At 58.0% G+C, this 20,398-nt stretch carries 16 protein-coding genes; 13 read left to right on the top strand and 3 right to left on the bottom strand.

Features of this window, described 5'->3' with window-relative positions; genetic code table 11:
• The first annotated feature begins 1 nt into the window (after window position 1).
• The 6 genes from ABGT66_RS01650 (at window position 2) to ABGT66_RS01625 (ending at window position 6,684) form a co-directional block, all read left to right on the top strand.
• Complete coding sequence (locus tag ABGT66_RS01650) at window positions 2-232, top strand: hypothetical protein (protein WP_294192882.1); 231 nt, start codon at window positions 2-4, stop codon at window positions 230-232.
• Between the two features lie 63 nt (window positions 233-295).
• Window positions 296-2,368, top strand: a complete 2,073-nt coding sequence (locus ABGT66_RS01645) for a heavy metal translocating P-type ATPase (protein WP_346688385.1) — start codon at window positions 296-298, stop codon at window positions 2,366-2,368.
• A 133-nt stretch (window positions 2,369-2,501) separates the two neighbouring features.
• Window positions 2,502-3,698 carry a M20 family metallopeptidase gene (locus tag ABGT66_RS01640; RefSeq protein ID WP_346688383.1) on the top strand — a complete coding sequence of 399 codons (1,197 nt, stop codon included), beginning with the start codon at window positions 2,502-2,504 and terminating at the stop codon, window positions 3,696-3,698.
• A 342-nt stretch (window positions 3,699-4,040) separates the two neighbouring features.
• Entirely contained in the window at window positions 4,041-5,282 is a 1,242-nt protein-coding gene (gltS, locus tag ABGT66_RS01635; RefSeq protein ID WP_346688381.1) for a sodium/glutamate symporter, read from the top strand.
• Window positions 5,283-5,603: 321 nt separating this feature from the next.
• On the top strand, window positions 5,604-6,200 hold the full coding sequence (locus ABGT66_RS01630; protein WP_346688379.1) for a DUF3793 family protein: 597 nt from the start codon (window positions 5,604-5,606) through the stop codon (window positions 6,198-6,200).
• A 55-nt stretch (window positions 6,201-6,255) separates the two neighbouring features.
• Window positions 6,256-6,684: a flavodoxin gene (locus ABGT66_RS01625; RefSeq protein WP_294192892.1), complete on the top strand. Its 429-nt coding sequence runs from the start codon at window positions 6,256-6,258 to the stop codon at window positions 6,682-6,684.
• A 131-nt stretch (window positions 6,685-6,815) separates the two neighbouring features.
• Here ABGT66_RS01625 and ABGT66_RS01620 read toward each other — a convergent pair whose 3' ends face one another.
• On the bottom strand, window positions 6,816-7,178 hold the full coding sequence (locus ABGT66_RS01620; protein WP_346688377.1) for a helix-turn-helix domain-containing protein: 363 nt from the start codon (window positions 7,176-7,178) through the stop codon (window positions 6,816-6,818).
• A gap of 160 nt (window positions 7,179-7,338) precedes the next feature.
• Between ABGT66_RS01620 and ABGT66_RS01615 the strand changes: the two genes are divergently transcribed.
• The 5 genes from ABGT66_RS01615 to ftsH all read left to right on the top strand — a co-directional run bounded on the left by ABGT66_RS01615 (window position 7,339) and on the right by ftsH (window position 16,135).
• Window positions 7,339-7,887 carry a flavodoxin family protein gene (locus ABGT66_RS01615; RefSeq protein WP_346688375.1) on the top strand — a complete coding sequence of 183 codons (549 nt, stop codon included), beginning with the start codon at window positions 7,339-7,341 and terminating at the stop codon, window positions 7,885-7,887.
• A gap of 84 nt (window positions 7,888-7,971) precedes the next feature.
• Window positions 7,972-8,592, top strand: coding sequence for a flavodoxin family protein (locus ABGT66_RS01610; RefSeq protein ID WP_346688374.1), 621 nt, complete (start codon window positions 7,972-7,974; stop codon window positions 8,590-8,592).
• Between the two features lie 453 nt (window positions 8,593-9,045).
• Window positions 9,046-9,516 carry a hypothetical protein gene (locus ABGT66_RS01605; RefSeq protein WP_346688372.1) on the top strand — a complete coding sequence of 157 codons (471 nt, stop codon included), beginning with the start codon at window positions 9,046-9,048 and terminating at the stop codon, window positions 9,514-9,516.
• 5 nt (window positions 9,517-9,521) lie between these two features.
• A complete protein-coding gene (locus tag ABGT66_RS01600; RefSeq protein WP_346688370.1) occupies window positions 9,522-14,174 on the top strand; it encodes a YadA-like family protein in 4,653 nt (1,550 codons plus the stop codon).
• A 155-nt stretch (window positions 14,175-14,329) separates the two neighbouring features.
• The gene (gene ftsH / locus ABGT66_RS01595) at window positions 14,330-16,135 is read left to right on the top strand and encodes an ATP-dependent zinc metalloprotease FtsH (RefSeq protein ID WP_346688368.1); all 1,806 of its coding nucleotides are present in this window, start codon (window positions 14,330-14,332) and stop codon (window positions 16,133-16,135) included.
• A gap of 187 nt (window positions 16,136-16,322) precedes the next feature.
• Here ftsH and ABGT66_RS01590 read toward each other — a convergent pair whose 3' ends face one another.
• Window positions 16,323-17,381: an alpha/beta hydrolase gene (locus ABGT66_RS01590; protein ID WP_346688366.1), complete on the bottom strand. Its 1,059-nt coding sequence runs from the start codon at window positions 17,379-17,381 to the stop codon at window positions 16,323-16,325.
• Window positions 17,382-17,435: 54 nt separating this feature from the next.
• Complete coding sequence (locus ABGT66_RS01585; protein ID WP_346688365.1) at window positions 17,436-17,672, bottom strand: hypothetical protein; 237 nt, start codon at window positions 17,670-17,672, stop codon at window positions 17,436-17,438.
• Window positions 17,673-17,784: 112 nt separating this feature from the next.
• Between ABGT66_RS01585 and ABGT66_RS01580 the strand changes: the two genes are divergently transcribed.
• Both ABGT66_RS01580 and ABGT66_RS01575 read left to right on the top strand, forming a co-directional pair.
• Window positions 17,785-18,714: a LysR family transcriptional regulator gene (locus ABGT66_RS01580; RefSeq protein WP_346688364.1), complete on the top strand. Its 930-nt coding sequence runs from the start codon at window positions 17,785-17,787 to the stop codon at window positions 18,712-18,714.
• Complete coding sequence (locus tag ABGT66_RS01575) at window positions 18,683-20,269, top strand: L-serine ammonia-lyase, iron-sulfur-dependent, subunit alpha (RefSeq protein WP_346688362.1); 1,587 nt, start codon at window positions 18,683-18,685, stop codon at window positions 20,267-20,269. The genes ABGT66_RS01580 and ABGT66_RS01575 overlap by 32 nt, the downstream gene beginning before the upstream one ends.
• Window positions 20,270-20,398 lie beyond the last annotated feature (129 nt).

Raw genomic sequence — 20,398 nt, 5'->3', positions numbered from 1 at the left:
TATGAAAGCGGAATGCAAAGGATGCCTGCTCATCGCCGCCGGAGTATTTCTCGGCGTAGGCGCTTACGCGCTCGTCAAGAGCGGCGCGGCTAAAAAGGCCACGGTAAAGGCGCTCGCGAAGGGCATCGAGCTGCAGGAGAAGGCCGCCTGCGCGGCCGAGAAGGCGAAGGAAGCAGTTTCCGACACCATAGCGGAGGCCAAGGCCGTCGCGGACGAGGGAAAGTGCTGCTAGTTTAGTGGACGAGTCCGCGTTTTTCGCAAAATGCGGACTCTTTATGATTGCGGGGAAGAATTTATGGAATTTAAGATAGTTCACGAACTGCCGGGGCGCGTGCGCCTGAGAACGCCCGCGGGGACGTTTACGAAGGACGAAGCCCCGTCCGTCTGCGCCGTGCTTGAGACGCTGAACGGAGTTATAAAGGTAAAGGCGTCGCACCGCACCGGCAGCGTGCTGATATATTTTGAACGAGAACGCAGGGACGAAATTTTAGCCGCCGTATCCGTAATGACGCGCGAATACTACGAGGGCGTGGAGATGCCGCGGCGCGGCGCGCCGCTCGTCCCGACGCTGCTGCGCACGGCCGCGGGCATGGCCTTCCGTATGCTTTTTCTGCCGTACAAAGTGCGCCGCGTAATATGCCTGTGGCGCGCCGCACCCTACGTCGCGCGCGGGCTGAAGGCTTTTTTCCTCCTGCGGCGGCTCAACGTAGCCGTACTTGACGCCGCCGCCATATCCAGCGCGATACTGCGCGGCGACATTACGACCGCCGGCGTTATAATGACGCTCATGTCGCTCTCCGAAGAAATGGAGGCGTGGACGCAGCACCGCTCGAAGGAAGACCTTGCTCAGAGCCTTGCGCTGCGCGTCGATAAAGTCTGGATAAAGAAGGACGGCGCGGAGGTTGAGATACCCTTCTCCGAGCTGCGCGCGGGCGACATGCTCATAGTCCGCGCAGGCTCGATAATACCGGCCGACGGCACGGTCGCCGAAGGGGAGGCGGTCGTCAACCAGTCCTCGATGACCGGCGAGCCGCTCGGCATAGTCCGCCGCGCCGGGGCGAGCGTCTACGCGGGGACCGCGGTCGAAGAAGGCGAAATCACAATAGAAGTGAAAGCCGTCGCCGGGACCACGCGGATAGACAAAATAATCAAAGTCATAGAAGAATCCGAGGGGCGCAAGGCGAGCGTCCAGAGCCAGGCCGAAAAGCTCGCCGACTCGATAGTGCCCTACAACTTCGCGCTCGCCGCGGCGGTCTATCTCTTCACGCGCAGCGCGGAGCGCGCGGCGTCGGCGATAATGGTCGACTACTCCTGCGCGATAAAGATAGCGACGCCGCTCGCGATACTCGCCGCGATGCGCGAGGGCGTCAAAAACGGCGTGCTGATAAAGGGCGGAAAGTACATCGAGGCGCTGGCGGAGGCCGACACCGCGGTATTCGACAAGACGGGCACGCTGACCGCCGCCGAGCCGCGCGTCGCGAAGGTCGTGCCCTTCGGCGGACGCAGCCGCGAAGAGGTGCTGCGCCTCGCCGCCTGCCTTGAGGAGCACTTCCCGCACCCGATAGCGCGCGCCGTCGTCCGCAAAGCCGCGGAGGAGGAGCTGCGCCACGAAGAGGAGCACGCCGAAGTCAAATATATGGTCGCGCACGGCATAGCTTCGAGCCTGCGCGGCGAAAAGACGATAATAGGCAGCCGCCACTTCGTATTCGACGACGAAGGCACTGCGTGGACGGACGAACAGAAAACCGCAGCGACGGAGGAGGCGGAGCGCTATTCCTTGCTCTATTTGGCGATAGGCGGCGAGTTGGCGGGAATAATATGCATCGAAGACCCGCTCAAGCGCGAAGCGCCATACGTCATAGCCGAACTCAAGGCCGAAGGGCTGACGAACATAGTCATGCTTACGGGCGACGGCAGGCGCGCCGCGCAGAAGACCGCAGCCGAGGCCGGAATCACCGAGACCTGCGCCGAGATGCTGCCGCAGGACAAGGCGAAATACATCAAGGAACTGCGCGAAAAGGGCCGCCGCGTCGTAATGATAGGCGACGGCATAAACGACTCGCCCGCGTTGTCGGAAGCCTCCGTTGGCGTAACGATGAAGCACGGCGCGGACATCGCGCAGGAGGTGGCCAACGTCGTCCTGCTCGACGACAGGCTCGAACGGCTCGCCGACGCTCGCCGCATAAGCTCGCGCACGATGAGCAAGATAAAGACGAACTACGCCGCGATAGTCGGCGTCAACACGCTGCTGATACTGCTCGGCCTCGCGGGCCGCGTCACGCCGCGCACCTCCGCTATACTGCACAACCTCACGACGCTGCTCGCCTGCGGCCGCGCCCTCAGCCCCGTGCTGAAAAAACAGCCGTAAGCGCCGCCGCCGCAGCTTGTATCTTCCCGCCGCCCGCCGCGCGCCGAGCGCCCGGACGGCGGGATTTTTTTATGCTCCTTCGCCGCGCGCGCAGGCTTTATAATATCCGTAAAACAGAAGGGAGCGGTATGAAATGCAGGACGAAAAAGCGATTTTGCGCAGGGCCGAGGAAATTATCGACGCGCGCGCCGCGGAGATGGCGGCCTTCAGCGACTGGCTCGCGGAGCACCCGGAGCTGTCCGGCGAGGAGTACGAGAGCAGCAGGCTCATGGCGGAAAAGCTGCGCGGGGAGGGCTTCGAGGTCGAATATCCGTTCTGCGGCATACCGACCGCCTTCATGGCGAAAAAATCCTTCGGCGCGAAAAAGCCCGCCGTAGCGATAATGGCGGAGTACGACGCGCTGCCCGGCATCGGCCACGGCTGCGGGCACAACCTGCACGGCACGATGTCGCTCTACGCGGGGCTCGCGCTCGGCGAGGCAATGGCCGGCGCGGGGCTCTGCGGCGAGCTGCGCGTAGTCGGCACGCCCGCCGAGGAGGGCGACGGCGCGAAGATAAAAATGGCGGACGACGGCGTATTCGACGACGCCGACCTCGCCGTGATGATACACTCCGACGCCGCGGAAAGCCTCGCGGACTACCGCGCGCTCGGCCTCAACGGCTTCGACTTCACCTTTACGGGGCAGACGGCGCACTCCGCCGGCTCGCCGTGGGACGGGCGCAGCGCGCAGAGCGGGGCGCTGCTCTTCATGGAGGCGATGAACATGCTGCGCCTCCACATGCGCGACGGCTGCCGCCTGCACGCGTTAATCACGCATGTCTCCGGCGCGGCGAACATAATCCCGGACAAGGCCGTCTGCCGCGTCGAGGCGCGCGCGCCGGAGAAAAACATGCTCGACGAGCTGACAGAGGGCGTCTTCCGCTGCGCGAGGGGCGCGGCCGTAGCGACCGCGACCGAGGTCTCGTGGGAGCGCTTCGAGGGGCATTTCGAGCCGGTGCTGCCGAACCCTGCCGCGGAGAAGCTTGCGGAGGATGTCATGAAGGAATACGGCGTCGAATGTACGCGGGGCCGCGGTCCTCAGGGCTCCTCAGACGTAGGCAACGTATCGTACCGCTGCCCGGCGATACAGCCGGAGCTCGCGATAACGGAGCGGAAGCTTGCTCTCCACACGCGGGAGTTCGCCGCCGCGACCATGACGGACGAAGGCCACGCGGCGCTCGTCAAAGGGACGAAAATCCTCGCCGCGATATGCCTGCGCGTCTTCGCCGACGAAAAACTGCGGCTGGCGATGCGCGGCGGCTTCGAGGCGGCGCTGAAACAGACGCTGTAAAAGACCGCCGCGCGGCGAAAACAAAAACGCCCGCAAAAAAACAAAACCTAACATAAAAGACGGGAGGGAAGAGACGCGGAGGCGCTCTTCTCTTTTTTGTGCTATACTAGCGCGTACTGCATGTATTTTAAAAAATTACATGCGTATTTTTACCTAAAAACATCAAGACAGTTTTACTTAAAAAGGAGTGAGGGCCAAACCCCATAAAAATGAACGCCCGGAGCGCGGCTGGGCCGCGGGCGGGTTTTCAAACGGATTTCATTATACGCCGCCGCAGCCCGCACGGCGCGGCGCAGGAAAATAATATCAAACGCGGCTAAGGCCGCGGACGGAGGTAAAACAATGTCCTTTGAATTCGCAGACAACATTACAAGCATCGTGCTGAACGCCGTCATGACGCTCGCGCTCGCGGGGCTGCTACTGCTGCTCGGCTACTACGTCAGGAAGAAAATCCCCGCGCTTGCGAAATACTGCATCCCCGCGCCCGTCATCGGCGGCTTCATCTTCATGTTCGTCACCTTCGCGGGCCACGTGACGGGGAGCTTCCAGGTGAAATTCACGAACATCTTCCAGGATTACTTCATGCTGGCCTTCTTCACGACGGTCGGACTCGGCGCGAGCCTCAAACTGCTCAAGAAGGGCGGCCTGCTGCTCGTCGTCTACTGGATATGCTGCGGCGTCATCTCCGTATTCCAGAACCTCATCGGAATCGGAGTCGGCTCGCTCGTCGGCGTCGAAGCGCCGTACGCGCTGCTCGCCTCGGCGATATCCATGATAGGCGGCCACGGCGCCGCGCTCAGCTACGGCGGCGACTTCGTGCGCATGGGCTATCCGCACGGCACGCTCGTAGGAGCGGCGGCGGCTACCTTCGGACTCATCTCGGCGGTCCTCGTCGGCGGGCCGCTCGGGCGCTCGCTCATTGAGAGATACCAGCTCAAGCCCGAGGAAAACCAGCACAACTACGACGACATCAAGAGCGTCAACGCGGCCACGGGCGGCGAGCTCACTGGCCTCGACATAATGACGAACGTCGTCGCGATAATCGTCTGCATGGCGATAGGCACGCAGGTCTCCGGCGCGATAGGCAAGCTCATAGGCATGAGCTTCCCGACCTACGTCGGCTCGATGTTCACGGCGGTAATCGTCCGCAACATCAACGACTCGATGCGCCTCTACAAATTCAGCTTCCCGCTCGTCGACGGCATCGGCGACGTAATGCTCAACCTCTACCTCTCGCTCGCGATGATGACGCTCGCGCTCTGGGACCTCTCGGGGCTCATCGGCGGACTTCTGCTCGTCCTCGTCTGCCAGGTGCTCTTCATGGTCTGCGCGGCCTACTTCGTAGTATTCCGCATCCTCGGCAAAAACTACGACGCCGCCGTCATGTGCGCGGGCCTCTGCGGCCACGGCCTCGGCGCTACGCCCTCCGCGATCGTCAACATGACCGCCGTCTGCGAGCGCTACGGCATGAGCAGCCGCGCCTTCATGATAGTCCCGATAGTCGGCGCCTTCCTCGTCGACATCATCTACCAGCCGCAAACGCTGACCTTCATCAAGTTCTTCGTCAAAGGCTTCGGAAACTAACGCCGCCGGCTAAACGCAGCGCGGCCTTCCTCACGTCGGGGAAGGCCGCGCTTTTTTGTGGCGCTTCGTCGTAAGCCGGGCGAACGCAAAAAATAACCCTCACGGAGATGGTGCGACGGGTCTTCCGTCACCTCCGTGAGTGATGAGATATCCATGTCATACGGACGCGCGGAAGCTCCGTCAACTTAACGCAGGCGCGCAGCGCCGCCGCCCGCGCGCAAAATTTTCGCGCGAAACATAAATTTGCCCCTTGACAGTTAGAGCTGGCTAACTTATTATATCAGCGTGGTTAGCAAAGACTAACGCAAGGATGAAAAAACGATGGCGGATAAAACGATGTCGACCGGAAGCTCTGTTGAAAAATTGCTCGCGCTTCACTGCGCGCCCGCGTTAGCCGGCGTCAAGCCGTCGAACCTCTTCACCCTCCACTTTTCGGAGGGGAAGCCCGAGGCGCGGGAGCTGCGCGAAGCGGCGGACGGACTGCGCGCCTGCGGCGTGAGGATGGAAATCCTCTGCGAGTGCGAACGCTACGCGCTCGTCTTCGTCTACCGCGAGGAGCTTCTCGCGGCGGCGATGGGGCCGGAGGCCGAAGACTTCCTTGCCGGCTGCGGCTACAGGCACGGGCTGACGCTCGCGGAGAAAATCGCGCGGCTTCGCTCGAGGCTCGGCAAATGCGGCGAGTTCCCGCACGAGATCGGAATTTTCCTCGGCTATCCCGTCGAGGACGTGCGCGGCTTCATTGCGAACGAGGGCAGAAACTTCAAGGCCTGCGGCACGTGGAAGGTTTACGGCGACGGCGAACGCGCGGCGGGGCTTTTCGAAAGCTACAGAAGATGCACGGAATATTTTTGCTCGATGGTGGAGCGCGGCGCGCGCATAGTCCAGCTTGCGGAGCTCTGCGGCGGCCCCGCGCAATAAAGGATACTCTGCTCCCGCTGCGGCGGGGATAAAATTCAGGAAAGGCGGAATATAAATGGATAAGACAGCTGTCATATACTGGAGCGCTACAGGCAACACAGAGGCTATGGCGAACGCGATAGCCGAGGGAATACGCGCGGAGGGCGCGCACGCGGACCTCTTCTCGGTCGCGGAGTTCGGCTCGCGCAGCACCGCGGACTACGCGAAGCTCGCGCTCGGCTGCCCGTCGATGGGAGCCGAGGTGCTCGAGGAATGCGAGTTCGAGCCGTTCCTCTGCTCCATAGAGCCCGAGCTCGCGGGCAAGAAGGTCGCCCTCTTCGGCTCCTTCGGCTGGGGCGACGGCGAATGGATGCGCAACTGGGAGGACCGCATGAAGGGCGACAACTGCGCGCTCTTCGAGCAGGGGCTCATCATCAACCTGACGCCCGACGACGAGGGCAAAAAGCAGTGCGAAGAGTTCGGAAAGCGCTTCGCCAAATTCTAATCACAAACTTGCAGATTACGCCCGCCGCGCGGCCGCGCGGCGCGGCGAAAGCTTAAAACTCCTCCGATAGAGTTCAACTCCACACCCCACACATCCCGGCCCGCGGCCTTCCTCCCGCGGGCCGGATCTTTTTATGCTTCGCTCCCTCGTTTCGGCAGGCGGTTCTTCTCTCCCCACTCGCACATGCCGTCGAGTATCGGTATCAGAGATTTTCCGCGATCGGTCAGGCTGTATTCGACCTTCGGCGGAATCTGCGGATATTCCTCGCGGTGGACGAGCTTGTCCGCTTCGAGCTCCTTGAGCGTCGCGCTGAGCGTCTTGTACGAAATTGCGCCGATATATTTTTTCATCTCGTTGAAGCGCACAACGCCGAACTCCATCAGCGTGTAGAGCACCACCATCTTGTATTTGCCGTTTATCAGCGAGAGCGTGTAGCTGAAGCCGGTCTCTCCGAGCGACGCCGCCGCGATGCAGCGTTTTCTGTCCTCTGTCATATACGCTTTCCTCCGGGTAAGTATTACACGCGAATGTGCGTACTTGCGCGCGCCCGCGTTAGGTATATATTTGTAGCGTGGAATTGAGACAAAGTCAACGCCGCGGGGGAAACGCGCGAAGAGCGCGGCGCGGCGCAGAACGAACGGGAGGAAGATAAAAATGGGAAAGAAGATAATCGTACTGAACGGCAGCCCGCGTAAGAACGGCAACACCTCGGCGCTGGTAAAGGCGTTCCGCGAGGGCGCGGAGAGTGCGGGCCACAGCGTGACGGAGTTCTGGCTTGAAGGCATGAAGATAAACGGCTGCCGCGGCTGCTGCGCGGGCGGCAAAAATCCCGAAAGCCCCTGCGTGCAGAAGGACGACATGGAGCAGATATACCCGGCTTATAAAGAGGCGGACGTCGTCGTGCTCGCCTCGCCGCTCTACTACTGGACTATCAGCGGCCAGCTCAAGTGCGCCTTCGACAGGCTCTTCGCCGTCGCGGAGTGCGACCCGAGCTATACGAACCCGCGCAAGGAGAGCGCGCTGCTGATGGCGGCCGAGGGCAACGGCTTCGAGGAGACCGTCTACTGGTACGACCGCCTGATGGGACACATCGGATGGAAGGACTGCGGCAAGGTGCTCTGCGGCGGCGTCATGGCCGTCGGCGACATCGAGGGCAAGCCGGAGCTTGAAGAGGCGCGCAGGCTCGGCGCGTCGATAAAGTAGAGTAAAATATACGTCGGAGGGGCGCCGCGCGGAGGAAGCCGAAAGGCGCGCGGCGCTCCGTTTTTTATAAAGGAGTTGGCGATAATGAAGGTTCTTCTCGTAAACGGCAGCCCGCACGAGCACGGCTGCACATACACGGCGCTGCGCGAGGCGGCGGACGCGATTGAAAAGCGCGGCATCGAGACGGAAATCCTCTGGCTCGGCAAGGGAGAGATACCGGGCTGCATGGGCTGCGGGGCCTGCCGCAAGCTCGGCAAATGCGTGCGGAACGACATAGTGAACGAAACGGCGGCGAAGCTCGGCGAGTATGACGCGCTCATAGCCGGCTCGCCCGTCTACTACGCCGCGCCGAACGGGCAGATATGCGCCTTCCTAGACCGCCTCTTCTACTCCGCGGGCGGGAAGCTCGCGGGCAAGCTCGGCGCGGCGGTCGTCTCCTGCCGCAGGGGCGGCGCGACGGCGGCCTTCGACAGGCTCAACAAATATTTCACGATAAACTGCATGCCAATAGTCTCGTCGAACTACTGGAACCAGATCCACGGCAACACGCCCGACGAGGCGAAGCAGGACGCCGAAGGGCTCCAGACGATGCGCGTCCTCGGCGAGAACATGGCGTGGCTGCTGAAGTGCATCGAGGCGGGCCGCAAGGCCGGAGTGCCCGCGCTAGAGCGCGAACCCAAAATCGCGACAAACTTCATAAGATAAAGCTGCGGGATATAAATTCTCAAAGGCGGCCTTCGGGCCGCTTTTGAGCACTTCCACGCCAGCCGAAAGATTATATGAAGAGTCCTCGCACGCAGGGCACAGAAGACGCCGTAACAGAAAAATTTTGGTATAATTCAAATAGATTTAGGCTTCACATAAAATTTATAGATTAGGAGGAAAGGCTGGTGGATCAAAAAATCGACATTGATAAACTGATATTTACCCCCCCCCCCCCCAGAGAAAACTCAGTTCATAAAATATAACTCCTGCCTGGTGATAACTCTTCAATCATGCCTAAAATGCGCAATAATTTTCTGCGCTGCATCTGTATTATGCCGCATTTATGCTTTTGAGTCGTGCAATTATTTAGACTCGGGATAAACTTCGTTCTTTTCAAACTTTTTGTCCGGCCTTTGCCTTTTATTTCTAGAGAAAACGAACGGAGGTATCTTAATGTCACACAACAGAACAATATTCACAATGCTAACTATAGCGTTTGTGATATTAATTTTCTCAATCCCATCTTTTGCCACGGAGGTAGCTGTCGTAAATGTCGCGCGTGTCATTGATTCTAGTGCGCCGGGTAAAGCAGGACAGCGTTATATCGATGACTTGGAGAAACGCCTTAACGCAGAACTCGAACAATACAGAAAAACCGTAGCCAAAGATAAGGAAGCGGAAGCAAAAATTACGCAGAAACGCGTTGAGCTCAATGTGCAATTTAAGAACGAGTATTTGCGCGTTACGAATCTCATTTCATCCGAGCTTAAAAAAGTTATTTCACAGTGGATAAAAAACAATAAAAAAGGCGTGACAGTCGTACTGCCCGCGCATGAGGCGTTGGGGTTCGCTGATAGCGTTGATATAAGCCGAGATATTCAGCTGCGCTTTAACTCAGTGAAAATCAATTTTTCGACTAAATAGGTGGCATGAAAGAGGTGAAGAATATGTTAAAAAAGCACATAAATGATATAAAATTTCGCCCGATGATAATTCTCATATTCTTGGGGATAATATTTGTTAAAGCAATGACGCCTACGCTTGCTGATAATGCTGAAGCATGGGGATATCCTGCTTATTATGGCAATACTCCAGGTCCTGATGACGGATACGAGGATCGTTCTAAAACTAATATGGCTCTTTCGTATGGTGCCTATACGTTTAACTTCCCTTATGGCAGCGATAATGATGCAGGTTACAATACTGCTATCGGTTATTTCGCTACTGTCGGCGACCGTAAGAATCAAGACGAACAAACGCTCAATTCGGTCGCTTTAGGTGCGCAGTCCAGCGTTACCAGGAACTACACAGTATCAATCGGCAGCACAGGGTACACGTATAACTCATTAAAAAATGGAACTAATACTGTAACAGTAGCGCCTTTTCAACGCTATCTGACGAATGTAGCGACGATCGGCGACATTGCGGAAGTCCTGACGGATGAAAACTTCACGGCATCTGACGGTATTAACTACAGATATGACGCGGTAAACGTCGAGACTCTGAAAAAAGCGCTTGACGGATACAATGCGGGGTCCGGTTCTGGTGGCTGGAATTTAAAAGTCGGAGATGCCGACAGCCAGCAAATTGCAGCGGGTGACACAGTAACGTTGAAATCAGGTGACGACGGCAATATCACAATCACGCCGGACGCCGCGGACGGCAAGGCTATAACTTTCGCGCTTTCCCCGACGCCGAATTTCACTTCGGTTACGATAGGCGGAAAGGTGCAAATCAGCGAGAGCGGCGTAAATATGGCCGGTACCTCCATAACCAATCTCGCATCTCCGGTCAATGACGGCGACGCGGCGAATAAAAGATACGTAGATACATCCGTTGATAGTGTCGTTAACTCAGTCAATTCACTCAATAACTTGGCCGTCCAGTACACTAGCGAAGCGAAGACAGAAGTAGCTTTAGCAAATAACGATGGTAACGGCACGAAACTTACAAACGTGGCGAACGGAGAAAACGCTCTCGACGCAGTGAACGTCTCTCAGCTTGATGAAGTACGGACAGAAGCGCAAAGAAAAGGGGCTTGGAACCTTAAAGTTAATAATGATAGCCCGTCGATAATCGAAAACGGCGGATCTGTAACTATCTCCGACGGCAGTAATATAGAAATTAGGCCGGACGGAAGCGGCGGGTACACTTTTAATGTCGTGTCCAATCCGAATTTCGGAAATGTTACGGCCAACAGTTTAACAGCGAATAGTATTACAGCCGGCGCGATCTCAGCAAATGCAGATGGCATCGATATGGGCGAGGCCAAAATAACAAATTTGGGAGACCCTGTTTTAGAACGCGACGCGACTAACAAAAAGTATGTAGATTCTGCCGTAAGCGGCGTATCCGGCGAAGTAAGCACGCTTAGCGAGCTTGTCGTAAAGTACGACGACTCCGGGAAAAAGACGATTTCGCTTGAAAACATTAACAGCACAGGTACCAAATTAACTAATGTAGCTAATGGTGAAAACGACCTTGACGCAGTAAACGTTTCGCAGCTGAATGCGGTCAAAGCCGCGGCGGAAGACAAGGGAAGCTGGAATCTTAAAGTCAACAGCTACGATCCAGTCTCCGTCGGCAACGGCGGAACAGTCGGCATAGCGAACGGACGGAATTTGGAAATAGAGAAAAACGCTGACGGAGCGTATGTGTTTAATGTCTCGGCCTCCCCAACGTTCGACAGTATAGGCGCTGGGACTATTACGGCGAGCACCAGCGTCAGCGTGGGCGGAAAACTGTCCCTGTCAGCCTCCGGCATCGACATGAACAATACGAGAATAGAAAACCTTGGAACGCCGGTCAACGAAAATGATGCCGTAAATAAAGGCTTCTTGACAGAGTATGTCGGCGAACAGATTGACAGCCTGGGTGATGCTGTTGCGGCCAGCGCACTTGCAGTGACATATGAAAACGAAACTAGAAAGACGGTTTCTTTAGGCGGAGAAGGCGGGACGACGATAACTAACGTCGCGGCTGGCGTGAACGACCTTGACGCAGTAAACGTTTCGCAGCTGAATGCGGTCAAAGCCGCGGCGGAAGACAAGGGAAGCTGGAATCTTAAAGTCAACAGCTACGATCCAGTCTCCGTCGGCAACGGCGGAACAGTCGGCATAGCGAACGGACGGAATTTAGAAATAGAGAAAAACGCTGACGGAGCGTATGTGTTTAATGTCTCGGCCTCCCCAACGTTCGACAGTATAGGCGCTGGGACTATTACGGCGAGCACCAGCGTCAGCGTGGGCGGAAAACTGTCCCTGTCAGCCTCCGGCATCGACATGAACAATACGAGAATAGAAAACCTTGGAACGCCGGTCAACGAAAATGATGCCGTAAATAAAGGCTTCTTGACAGAGTATGTCGGCGAACAGATTGACAGCCTGGGTGATGCTGTTGCGGCCAGCGCACTTGCAGTGACATATGAAAACGAAACTAGAAAGACGGTTTCTTTAGGCGGAGAAGGCGGGACGACGATAACTAACGTCGCGGCTGGCGTGAACGACCTTGACGCAGTAAACGTTTCGCAGCTGAATGCGGTCAAAGCCGCGGCGGAAGACAAGGGAAGCTGGAATCTTAAAGTCAACAGCTACGATCCAGTCTCCGTCGGCAACGGCGGAACAGTCGGCATATCGAACGGACGGAATTTGGAAATAGAGAAAAACACTGACGGAGCGTATGTGTTTAACGTTGCGGCCTCTCCCGCGTTCGACAGCGTAAGCGCCGGGACTATTACGGCGAGCACCAGCGTCAGCGTAGGAGGGAAGCTATCTCTGTCAGCTTCCGGTATTGATATGGACGGCGCGTCGATTACAAATTTACAGACTCCGAACGGGGCTTATGACGCGGCGAATAAACAGTATGTAGATAACGCGTTTAGCGATGTCACCACAAAAGTCGATTCTCTTAACAACCTATCGGTGCTGTATAGCGACGATACTAAGACTTCCGTGTCTTTGGAGTACAACAACGGAGCGGGTACCGAGCTTAGTAACGTGGCCGCTGGAAGGAATGCATTAGATGCCGTTAATTATTCGCAGCTTTCCGCCGTCAGCGCTGATATTGCAGAGACATCTGCGATAGTTACGGAGCTGCAAAATATCAGCGAACTTTCTGTTAGATACGATTCGGCCCGTAAAGATATAGTGACTTTAGGGGACGGGGCTCAAAACGTCATTGTAAGAAATGTCGCTACGCCGGTCGGCGATTATGATGCCGCGAATAAAAAGTACGTGGATGACAGCATAGGAGATATGAGCGCAGCAATCGGTGGACTCGATAAATACGCGATTCGTTACCACGAGACCGAAAACGCTGCGGTGTTGGATCACCCAGACCATGACGGAGCCGTGCGCGTATCCAATGTAGCTAGAGGAACGGATGAGCTTGACGCCGTGAACTTTGGACAGCTAAATGAAGTTATCGGTAATGTCGGAGATGTTCAAAATGATATTATCGATATCAAACAAAATGTAACAGACATAGACAATAGATTGGTTTCAGTTGAGGGAGACGTCTATGATATCAAGAATAATATAGCTAACCTTGAGGGCGCTGTCGAAAGCGCGGTGACATATGATGATGACTCGAAGAGCCAAGTGACGCTGAATAAGGGCGGTGACGCTGTTGCGTTGACAAATGTTAAAGACGGCGCTATTGCAGATGGAAGCAAGGATGCCGTTACTGGAGGCCAAATGTATTCTTTAGGAACATCTATCTCCGGCATATTAGGCGACAATGTGTCGTACGATGGCGATAGCTTTTCCGTTACAGAAGGATTTGGCGGCAAAGCGCAGAACCTGACGCTCAACGACGCTATCGGTGATATTTATGAGACAATGGAATCGATAAAACAAACATCGCAAGAGGGCAGCTGGATATTCCAAGCAAATGACAGTCCCGCAGATGAAATTAGCCACGGGCAAAAACTTCGTTTGGTAGACGGAGCGAACGGCAATCTAAATATAAGACAAGAGACGGACGGCTCATATTCTTTCAATGTATCGGATAATCCCCGGTTCAACAGCGTACGAGTCGGAAATATTGACATTAACAGCTCTGGTATCAATATGGCAAACACACGAATCAGCAACCTGGCTCCGGGACGGATTGCCCGGGGAAGCAGCGATGCTGTTACAGGCGATCAGCTTTGGAATGCATACCAAAGAATAGATCACTTAAATGAAGATATCCATGTCGTGGGAGCTCATGCCGCCGCGCTTTCTGCGCTGCATCCCGTACCCTATAATCCGTATGAACCGACTACGCTTTCCGCTGGAATCGGTACTTACCGTGATGAATACTCCGTTGCAGTTGGCGTATTCCACTATGTACGTGAAAATCTAATGTTCAATATAGGCGCGTCGTTAGCTTCGGATGGGGATGTTATGGGACGTGCCGGTGTGAGCTTTGCTATAGGTAAATCTATCAAAAAGAAACCTGAACTCGCTCGCGACATGGTGGGTATGCAGAGGCAGATGATGGCTATGCAGGCTATGATCATAGAGCTACAAGAGAGAAATGAACGCAACGAAGAAACCATTAAGAAGCTAACGCTGCGACTTGAGGAGAATGACAACTAACGATTGTTAAAGTTAACTAGAAGGCGGCCTTCGGGCCGCTTTTTTCGTGCCGTTTGGCGCGAATCGTAACGTTTTGCGGCGTATCATTTTATTTTTTATCGCGGTATGCTAGAATTGCGCTGTGTCAATGACAGAAACGAAAGGAGCGCGGAAAATTGCACGAAGTACAGAAGCCCAAAAAGCCTCTCTATTATTACTACGGCGTGGCGATGCTCATACTGATGTGCTTCAACTTGCTCGCGATGCCGTACATGGCGGAAAAGCAGGTCAAGAACATCGACTACGGCACGTTCATGACGATGACTGAGAACAAGGAAATCGGCCGCGTCGAAATCCAGAGCAATCAGATAATATTCACCGACAAGGACGAAAAGAACATCTACAAGACAGGCCCGCTTAACGACCCCGGGCTGGTCGTCCGCCTGCACGAGGCCGGCGCGAAATTCGAAGGGCAGATAATCAAGCAGATGTCGCCGCTGCTCAACATCCTGCTGAGCTGGATAATCCCGATAGGCATATTCTTCCTCATCGGGCAGTACATGTCGAAAAAGATGATGGACAGAAACGGCAACTTCATGTCCTTCGGCATGGGAAAGTCGAACGCGAAAATCTACGTGAAATCCTCCGAGGGCATAAAGTTCAGCGACGTGGCTGGCGAGGACGAGGCGAAAGAAAACCTCTCCGAGATAGTCGACTACCTGCACGACCCGAGCAAATATAAGGAAATCGGCGCTTCGATGCCGAAGGGCATACTGCTCGTCGGCCCTCCGGGTACGGGCAAAACGATGCTCGCGAAGGCCGTCGCGGGCGAGGCGAACGTGCCCTTCTTCTCGATATCGGGCTCCGAATTCGTAGAAATGTTCGTCGGCATGGGCGCCGCGAAGGTGCGCGACCTCTTCAAGCAGGCGAAGGAGAAAGCGCCCTGCATCGTATTCATCGACGAAATAGACGCGATAGGCCAGCGCCGCGACGCGCGCGCGATGGGCAACGACGAGCGCGAGCAGACGCTGAACCAGCTCCTGACCGAGATGGACGGCTTCGAAGGCAACAACGGCGTCATGATACTCGCCGCGACCAACAGGCCCGAGTCGCTCGACCCCGCGCTGACGCGCCCGGGCAGATTCGACCGCCGCGTCCCCGTCGAGCTGCCCGACCTTAAGGGCCGCGAGGCGATACTGCGCGTACACGCGAAGCACGTCAAGACGGACGGGAGCGTCGATTTCAACAGGATAGCGAGAATGTCCTCCGGCGCGTCTGGCGCGGAGCTCGCGAACATCGTCAACGAAGCGGCGCTGCGCGCAGTCCGCGCCGGACGCTCCGCCGCGACCGAGGCGGACATGGAGGAAAGCATCGAGGTCGTCATCGCGGGCTACCAGAAGAAAAACGCGATACTGACCGAGAGCGAGCGCCGCACCGTCGCCTACCATGAAATAGGCCACGCGATTGTAGCCGCGGAGCAGAGCGGCTCCGCCCCCGTCGAAAAGATAACGATAATCCCGCGCACCTCGGGCGCGCTCGGCTACACGATGCAGGTCGAGGAGGCTGACCGCTACATCGTCACGCGCGAGGAGCTCGAAAACAAAATAGCGACGCTGACGGGCGGACGCGCGGCGGAGGAGACGGCCTTCGGCACGATGTCCACGGGAGCCGCGAACGACATAGAGCAGGCGACGAAGCTCGCGCGCGCGATGGTCGCGCGCTACGGCATGAGCGACGAGTTCGGCATGGTCGCGCTCGAAACGGAAGGCGCGCGCTACCTGGGCGGCGAGACCTATTCGCAGTGCTCGCCCGAGACGCAGACGCAGATAGACCGCCAAGTCTCCGCGATAGTCAAGACGCAGCACGAAAAAGCGCTGAAAATCCTGTCAGACCGCCGCGCCAAGCTCGACGAGCTCGCGCAGTACCTCTACGAAAAAGAGACGATAACGGGCGAGGAGTTTATGAAGATCCTAAAAGGATAAGCGCGGAATAAAGCTTCCGATAAAACAAAAGAGCCGCCGCCGTTCCCGCGAAATCCGCGGAGCGGCGGCGGCTTCGCCGTGCCTGCCAAGGCTGTGCCGTGCCGGCAATTTCAGCCGCATGAATATACAAGCAAAGAACGGCCCGCGCCGTGCGCCCGGGCCGTTCTCGCCGCCGCTTCCGTAATTTTTACTTATTCAGATACTTCGTAAAGAACTCCGTAATCTTGTCGAACGGTATCACGTCGAGGTTGTCGTAGAGGTCGGTGTGCGACGCGCCGGGGATTATCAGCAGCTCTTTGTTGTCCGCGTAGGGGTTGTCCTTTATCATCGCGGCATAGGCGTCGCGGCTGAAGTAGCAGGAGTGCGCCTTCTCTCCGTGCATGACGAGCACGGCGCTGCGGATTTCGTTGCTGTAGCGCAGTATCGGCTGGTTGAGGAACGACTCGCAGCCCGTGACGTTCCAGCCGCCGTTGGAGTTCAGCGAGCGCGGGTGATAGCCGCGCTCCGTCTTGTAGTAGGCGTAGTAGTCCTTGACGAACTGCGGCGCGTCCTCGGGCAGCTTGTCGGGCAGGCCGCCCGCGAGCTTGTACGTTCCGCTCCTGTAGTCCTCGATGCGCTGGGCGTTCATCGCCTGCTTCTTCGCGTAGCGCGCGTCGGCGCTGTCCTCGGCGTCGAAGTAGCCGTTCGCGTTGACGCGCGTCATGTCGTACATCGTCGAGGCGAGCGTCGCCTTCACGCGCGTGTCGAGCGCCGCGGCGTTGAGCGCCATGCCGCCCCAGCCGCAGATGCCTATGATTCCTATCTTATCGGGGTCCACGTCGTCGCGCACGGAGAGATAGTCCACCGCCGCCATGAAGTCCTCCGTGTTGATGTCGGGCGACGCCATGTAGCGCGGCTCGCCGCCGCTCTCGCCCGTGAACGACGGGTCGAAGGCTATCGTCAGGAATCCGCGCTCCGCCATCGTCTGCGCGTAAAGCCCCGCCGCCTGCTCCTTCACCGCGCCGAACGGGCCGCAGACCGCGATCGCCGCGAGCCGGCCCTGCGCGCCCTTCGGCTTGTAGAGGTCGGCCTTCAGCGTGATGCCGTAGCGGTTGCGGAAGGTCACCTTGCTGTGCTCGACCTTGCCGCTCTTCGGGAAGGTCTTGTCCCATTCCTCGGTCTCCGCGGCGTAAGCCGCCCCCGCCGTAAGCAGCGCGGCGCAGAAAATCGCCGCCGCCTTGAATTTTGCCGTAAATCCTTTTTTCATCGTTCGTCCTCCTATTTTATGGTTTTTTGTAAATCTTTGCTTCTTCCGCGGAATTTACGCGCCGCCCCTGCGCCGCATGTAAATCAGATAGTCGAGGCAGTCGATGCGCTTCTGGCTCTCGTGCAGCTCGTCGAGCAGCTCCGCCCTGCGCTTTGCGAGCAGCCGCCGTTGTTCTGCCTCTCTGCCGCCGCGTCCGAGCTCCGTGAATTCGCGGATAAATTCATCGCAGCAGCCCGCGTCGCGAAGGTTGCGCTCCGCCGCGGCTTCGCCGCTCTGTTCAGGATTTTTCATCGCCTCACATCCTTTAAGCGCATTATATGGAAGCGCAACGGCTATATCAAATGCTTAAATTAAAGGCTAATCCATGCCTCCGAGGTATATAATAAGAGCCGGAGGTGGTCGTATGGAGCTTCGTGTGCTTCAGTATTTTCTCGCAATCGCGCGCGAGGAGAGCATATCGCGCGCGGCGGAGTATCTGCATATAACGCAGCCGACGCTTTCGCGCCAGATCAAGGAGCTTGAGGACGAGCTCGGGCGGCGGCTCTTCGTGCGCGGCAGCCGCAAGATTACGCTGACCGAGGAGGGGATGCTGCTGCGCAAGCGCGCCGAGGAAATCACGGCGCTGCTCGACAAGACGGAGAGCGAGATAACGGCGGCGGGCGAGGCTGTGAGCGGCGACGTCTTCATCGGCTGCGCCGAGACGGACAGAATGCGCTTCCTACTGCGCGAGATGAAGCGCATGGGCGGCGATTACCCCGGCGTGCGCTTTCACCTTTTCAGCGGCCACGAGGAGGCGGTCGCCGAACGGCTAGACAAGGGGCTGATAGATTTCGCGCTCTTCGTCGGGCAGGTGAATCTCGATAAATACAACTATCTGACGTTTCCGCGGGAGGACGAGTGGGGCTTCCTGATGCGCGGCGACTGCCCGCTCGCCGCGAAGGACGTCGTGCGCCCCGCGGATTTGGAGGGCGTGCCGCTGATATGCTCTCGTCAGATGCTCGACAACAACGAGATGTCGGGCTGGCTCGGCCGCGACTTCCGCGAGCTGAACATCGTGGCGACCTACAATCTCGTATTCAACGCCGCGCTGATGGCCGAGGAGGGAATCGGCGCGGTGCTGACGATTGAGGGCGTCGGCGGCCTCTACGCGAACGGCGGCCTCTGCTTCCGTCCGCTCGAGCCGCGCGTGACGGCGGGGCTCGTCCTCGCGTGGAAGAAATATCAGGTGTTCTCGCGCGCCGCGGAAAAATTCCTGGAATACGTACAGGCCGCGGCGGCGGCGGAAACGGAGCGCGGCGAAGATGCCGAAAGTGAGGGAAAAGACGATGAATAAAACTCCGGCAAGCATTTTCAACGACGTTATAGGCCCCGTGATGCGCGGGCCGTCGAGCTCGCACACGGCGGCCTCGGCGCGCATTGCGGAGATTGTGCGCATGTCTCTCGGCGCGACGCCCGCGCGCGCAGTCGTAGACTTCGACGTGAACGGCTCGCTCGCGGTCGTCCACGAGGGGCAGGGCACGGACTTGGGGCTCGTCTGCGGATTTCTCGGCACGCCGCTGACGGCGGAGGGCGTCGATAAATATTGGGACAACGCGAAGGCCGCGGGGCTCGAGCTGAAATTCCGCGAATACGACTACGGCGCGGAGCATCCGAACACCTACCGCATAACGGCGGAGACGCGCGGCGGGACGGCGCGCCGCTGGGAGGCGATATCGACCGGCGGCGGCATGATAGAGATGACGCGCTTCGAGGATTTCCCCGTCTCGATACGCGGCGATTTCTACGAGCTGCTCGCGCTCTTTACGGGGCAAAACGCGGCGGCCTCCGTGGGCTTCATCCCCGCGCCGGATTTTATGAGCGTGGAGGAGCGCGGCGGCAAAGCTCTGCTCTCCGCGAAATTCCATGAAAAGCCCGACGAGGCGGCGATTCGTGCCGCGCTCGAAATGGCCGGGGCTTCGGACGTGATTTTCCTCAACCCCGTGCTCCCGACGCTCTCGCGCGCGAACGTAGCCGTGCCTTTTTCTTCTGCGGAAGATATGCTCGCGTGGAACGAGGGTAAAAATCTCGAAATGTGGCAGCTCGCCGCGGAGTACGAAGCCGCGCGCGGCGGCACCTCTCGCGAAGAGGTTTTCGATAAAATGTCCGCGCTCGTCGAAATCATGGAGCGAGCGCTCGACGGCGGCCTTGCGGGAACTGACTACGCCGACCGCATACTCGGCTCGCAGGCATATATGATTGATGCCGCGCGCGGACGCGGCGCGCTGCTGCCCTGCGACGTGCTCAACTCGATGATAAAGTCGATAACGGCGATAATGGAGACGAAAAGCTCGATGGGCGTGATTGTCGCCGCGCCGACCGCGGGCTCCTGCGGCTGCCTGCCCGGCTCCGTAATCGGCGCGGCGCGCGCGCTCGGCATGGGCCGCGCGGAAATCACGCGCGCGATGCTCGCGGCGGGGCTCGTCGGAATATTCATAGCCGAGGGCGCGACCTTCGCCGCCGAGGTCGGAGGCTGCCAGGTCGAGTGCGGCGCGGGCTCCGGCATGGCCGCGGCGGCGCTCGTCCAGCTCGCTGGCGGGACGGCGCGCCGGTGCGTTGACGCCGCCTCGATGGCGCTCCAGAACATCACGGGCTTAGCCTGCGACCCCGTAGCGAACCGCGTCGAAGTGCCCTGCCTCGGCAAAAACGTCATGGGCGGCTCGAACGCCCTCTCCTGCGCCAACATGGCGCTCGCGGGCTACGACAAAGTCATCCCCCTCGACGAGACGATAGCCGCGATGTACGACGTCGGCACGAAGCTACCGCCCGAGCTGCGCTGTACCTACGGCGGCCTGGGCAAAGCGCCCACGGCCGCGAAAATCGCCGAACGCCTCGCGCGCTTGTCCAAATGAGCCGTCGTTAAGCCCATAATATAAAATCACGGGCCGTCCGCACAGGGGCGGCCCGTTTCGTAATTTTGCGCCGCCGTGTAAATTTCACGCGCCGCGGCGCAGCTCTTCAAATTCCCCTTTGGCTCTGAA

The organism is uncultured Cloacibacillus sp. (assembly GCF_963926575.1).
Lineage (GTDB): Bacteria > Synergistota > Synergistia > Synergistales > Synergistaceae > Caccocola > Caccocola faecigallinarum.
The sequence above is the reverse complement of the archived record's forward strand: the minus strand, read 5'-3'. Positions and strand labels throughout refer to the sequence as shown.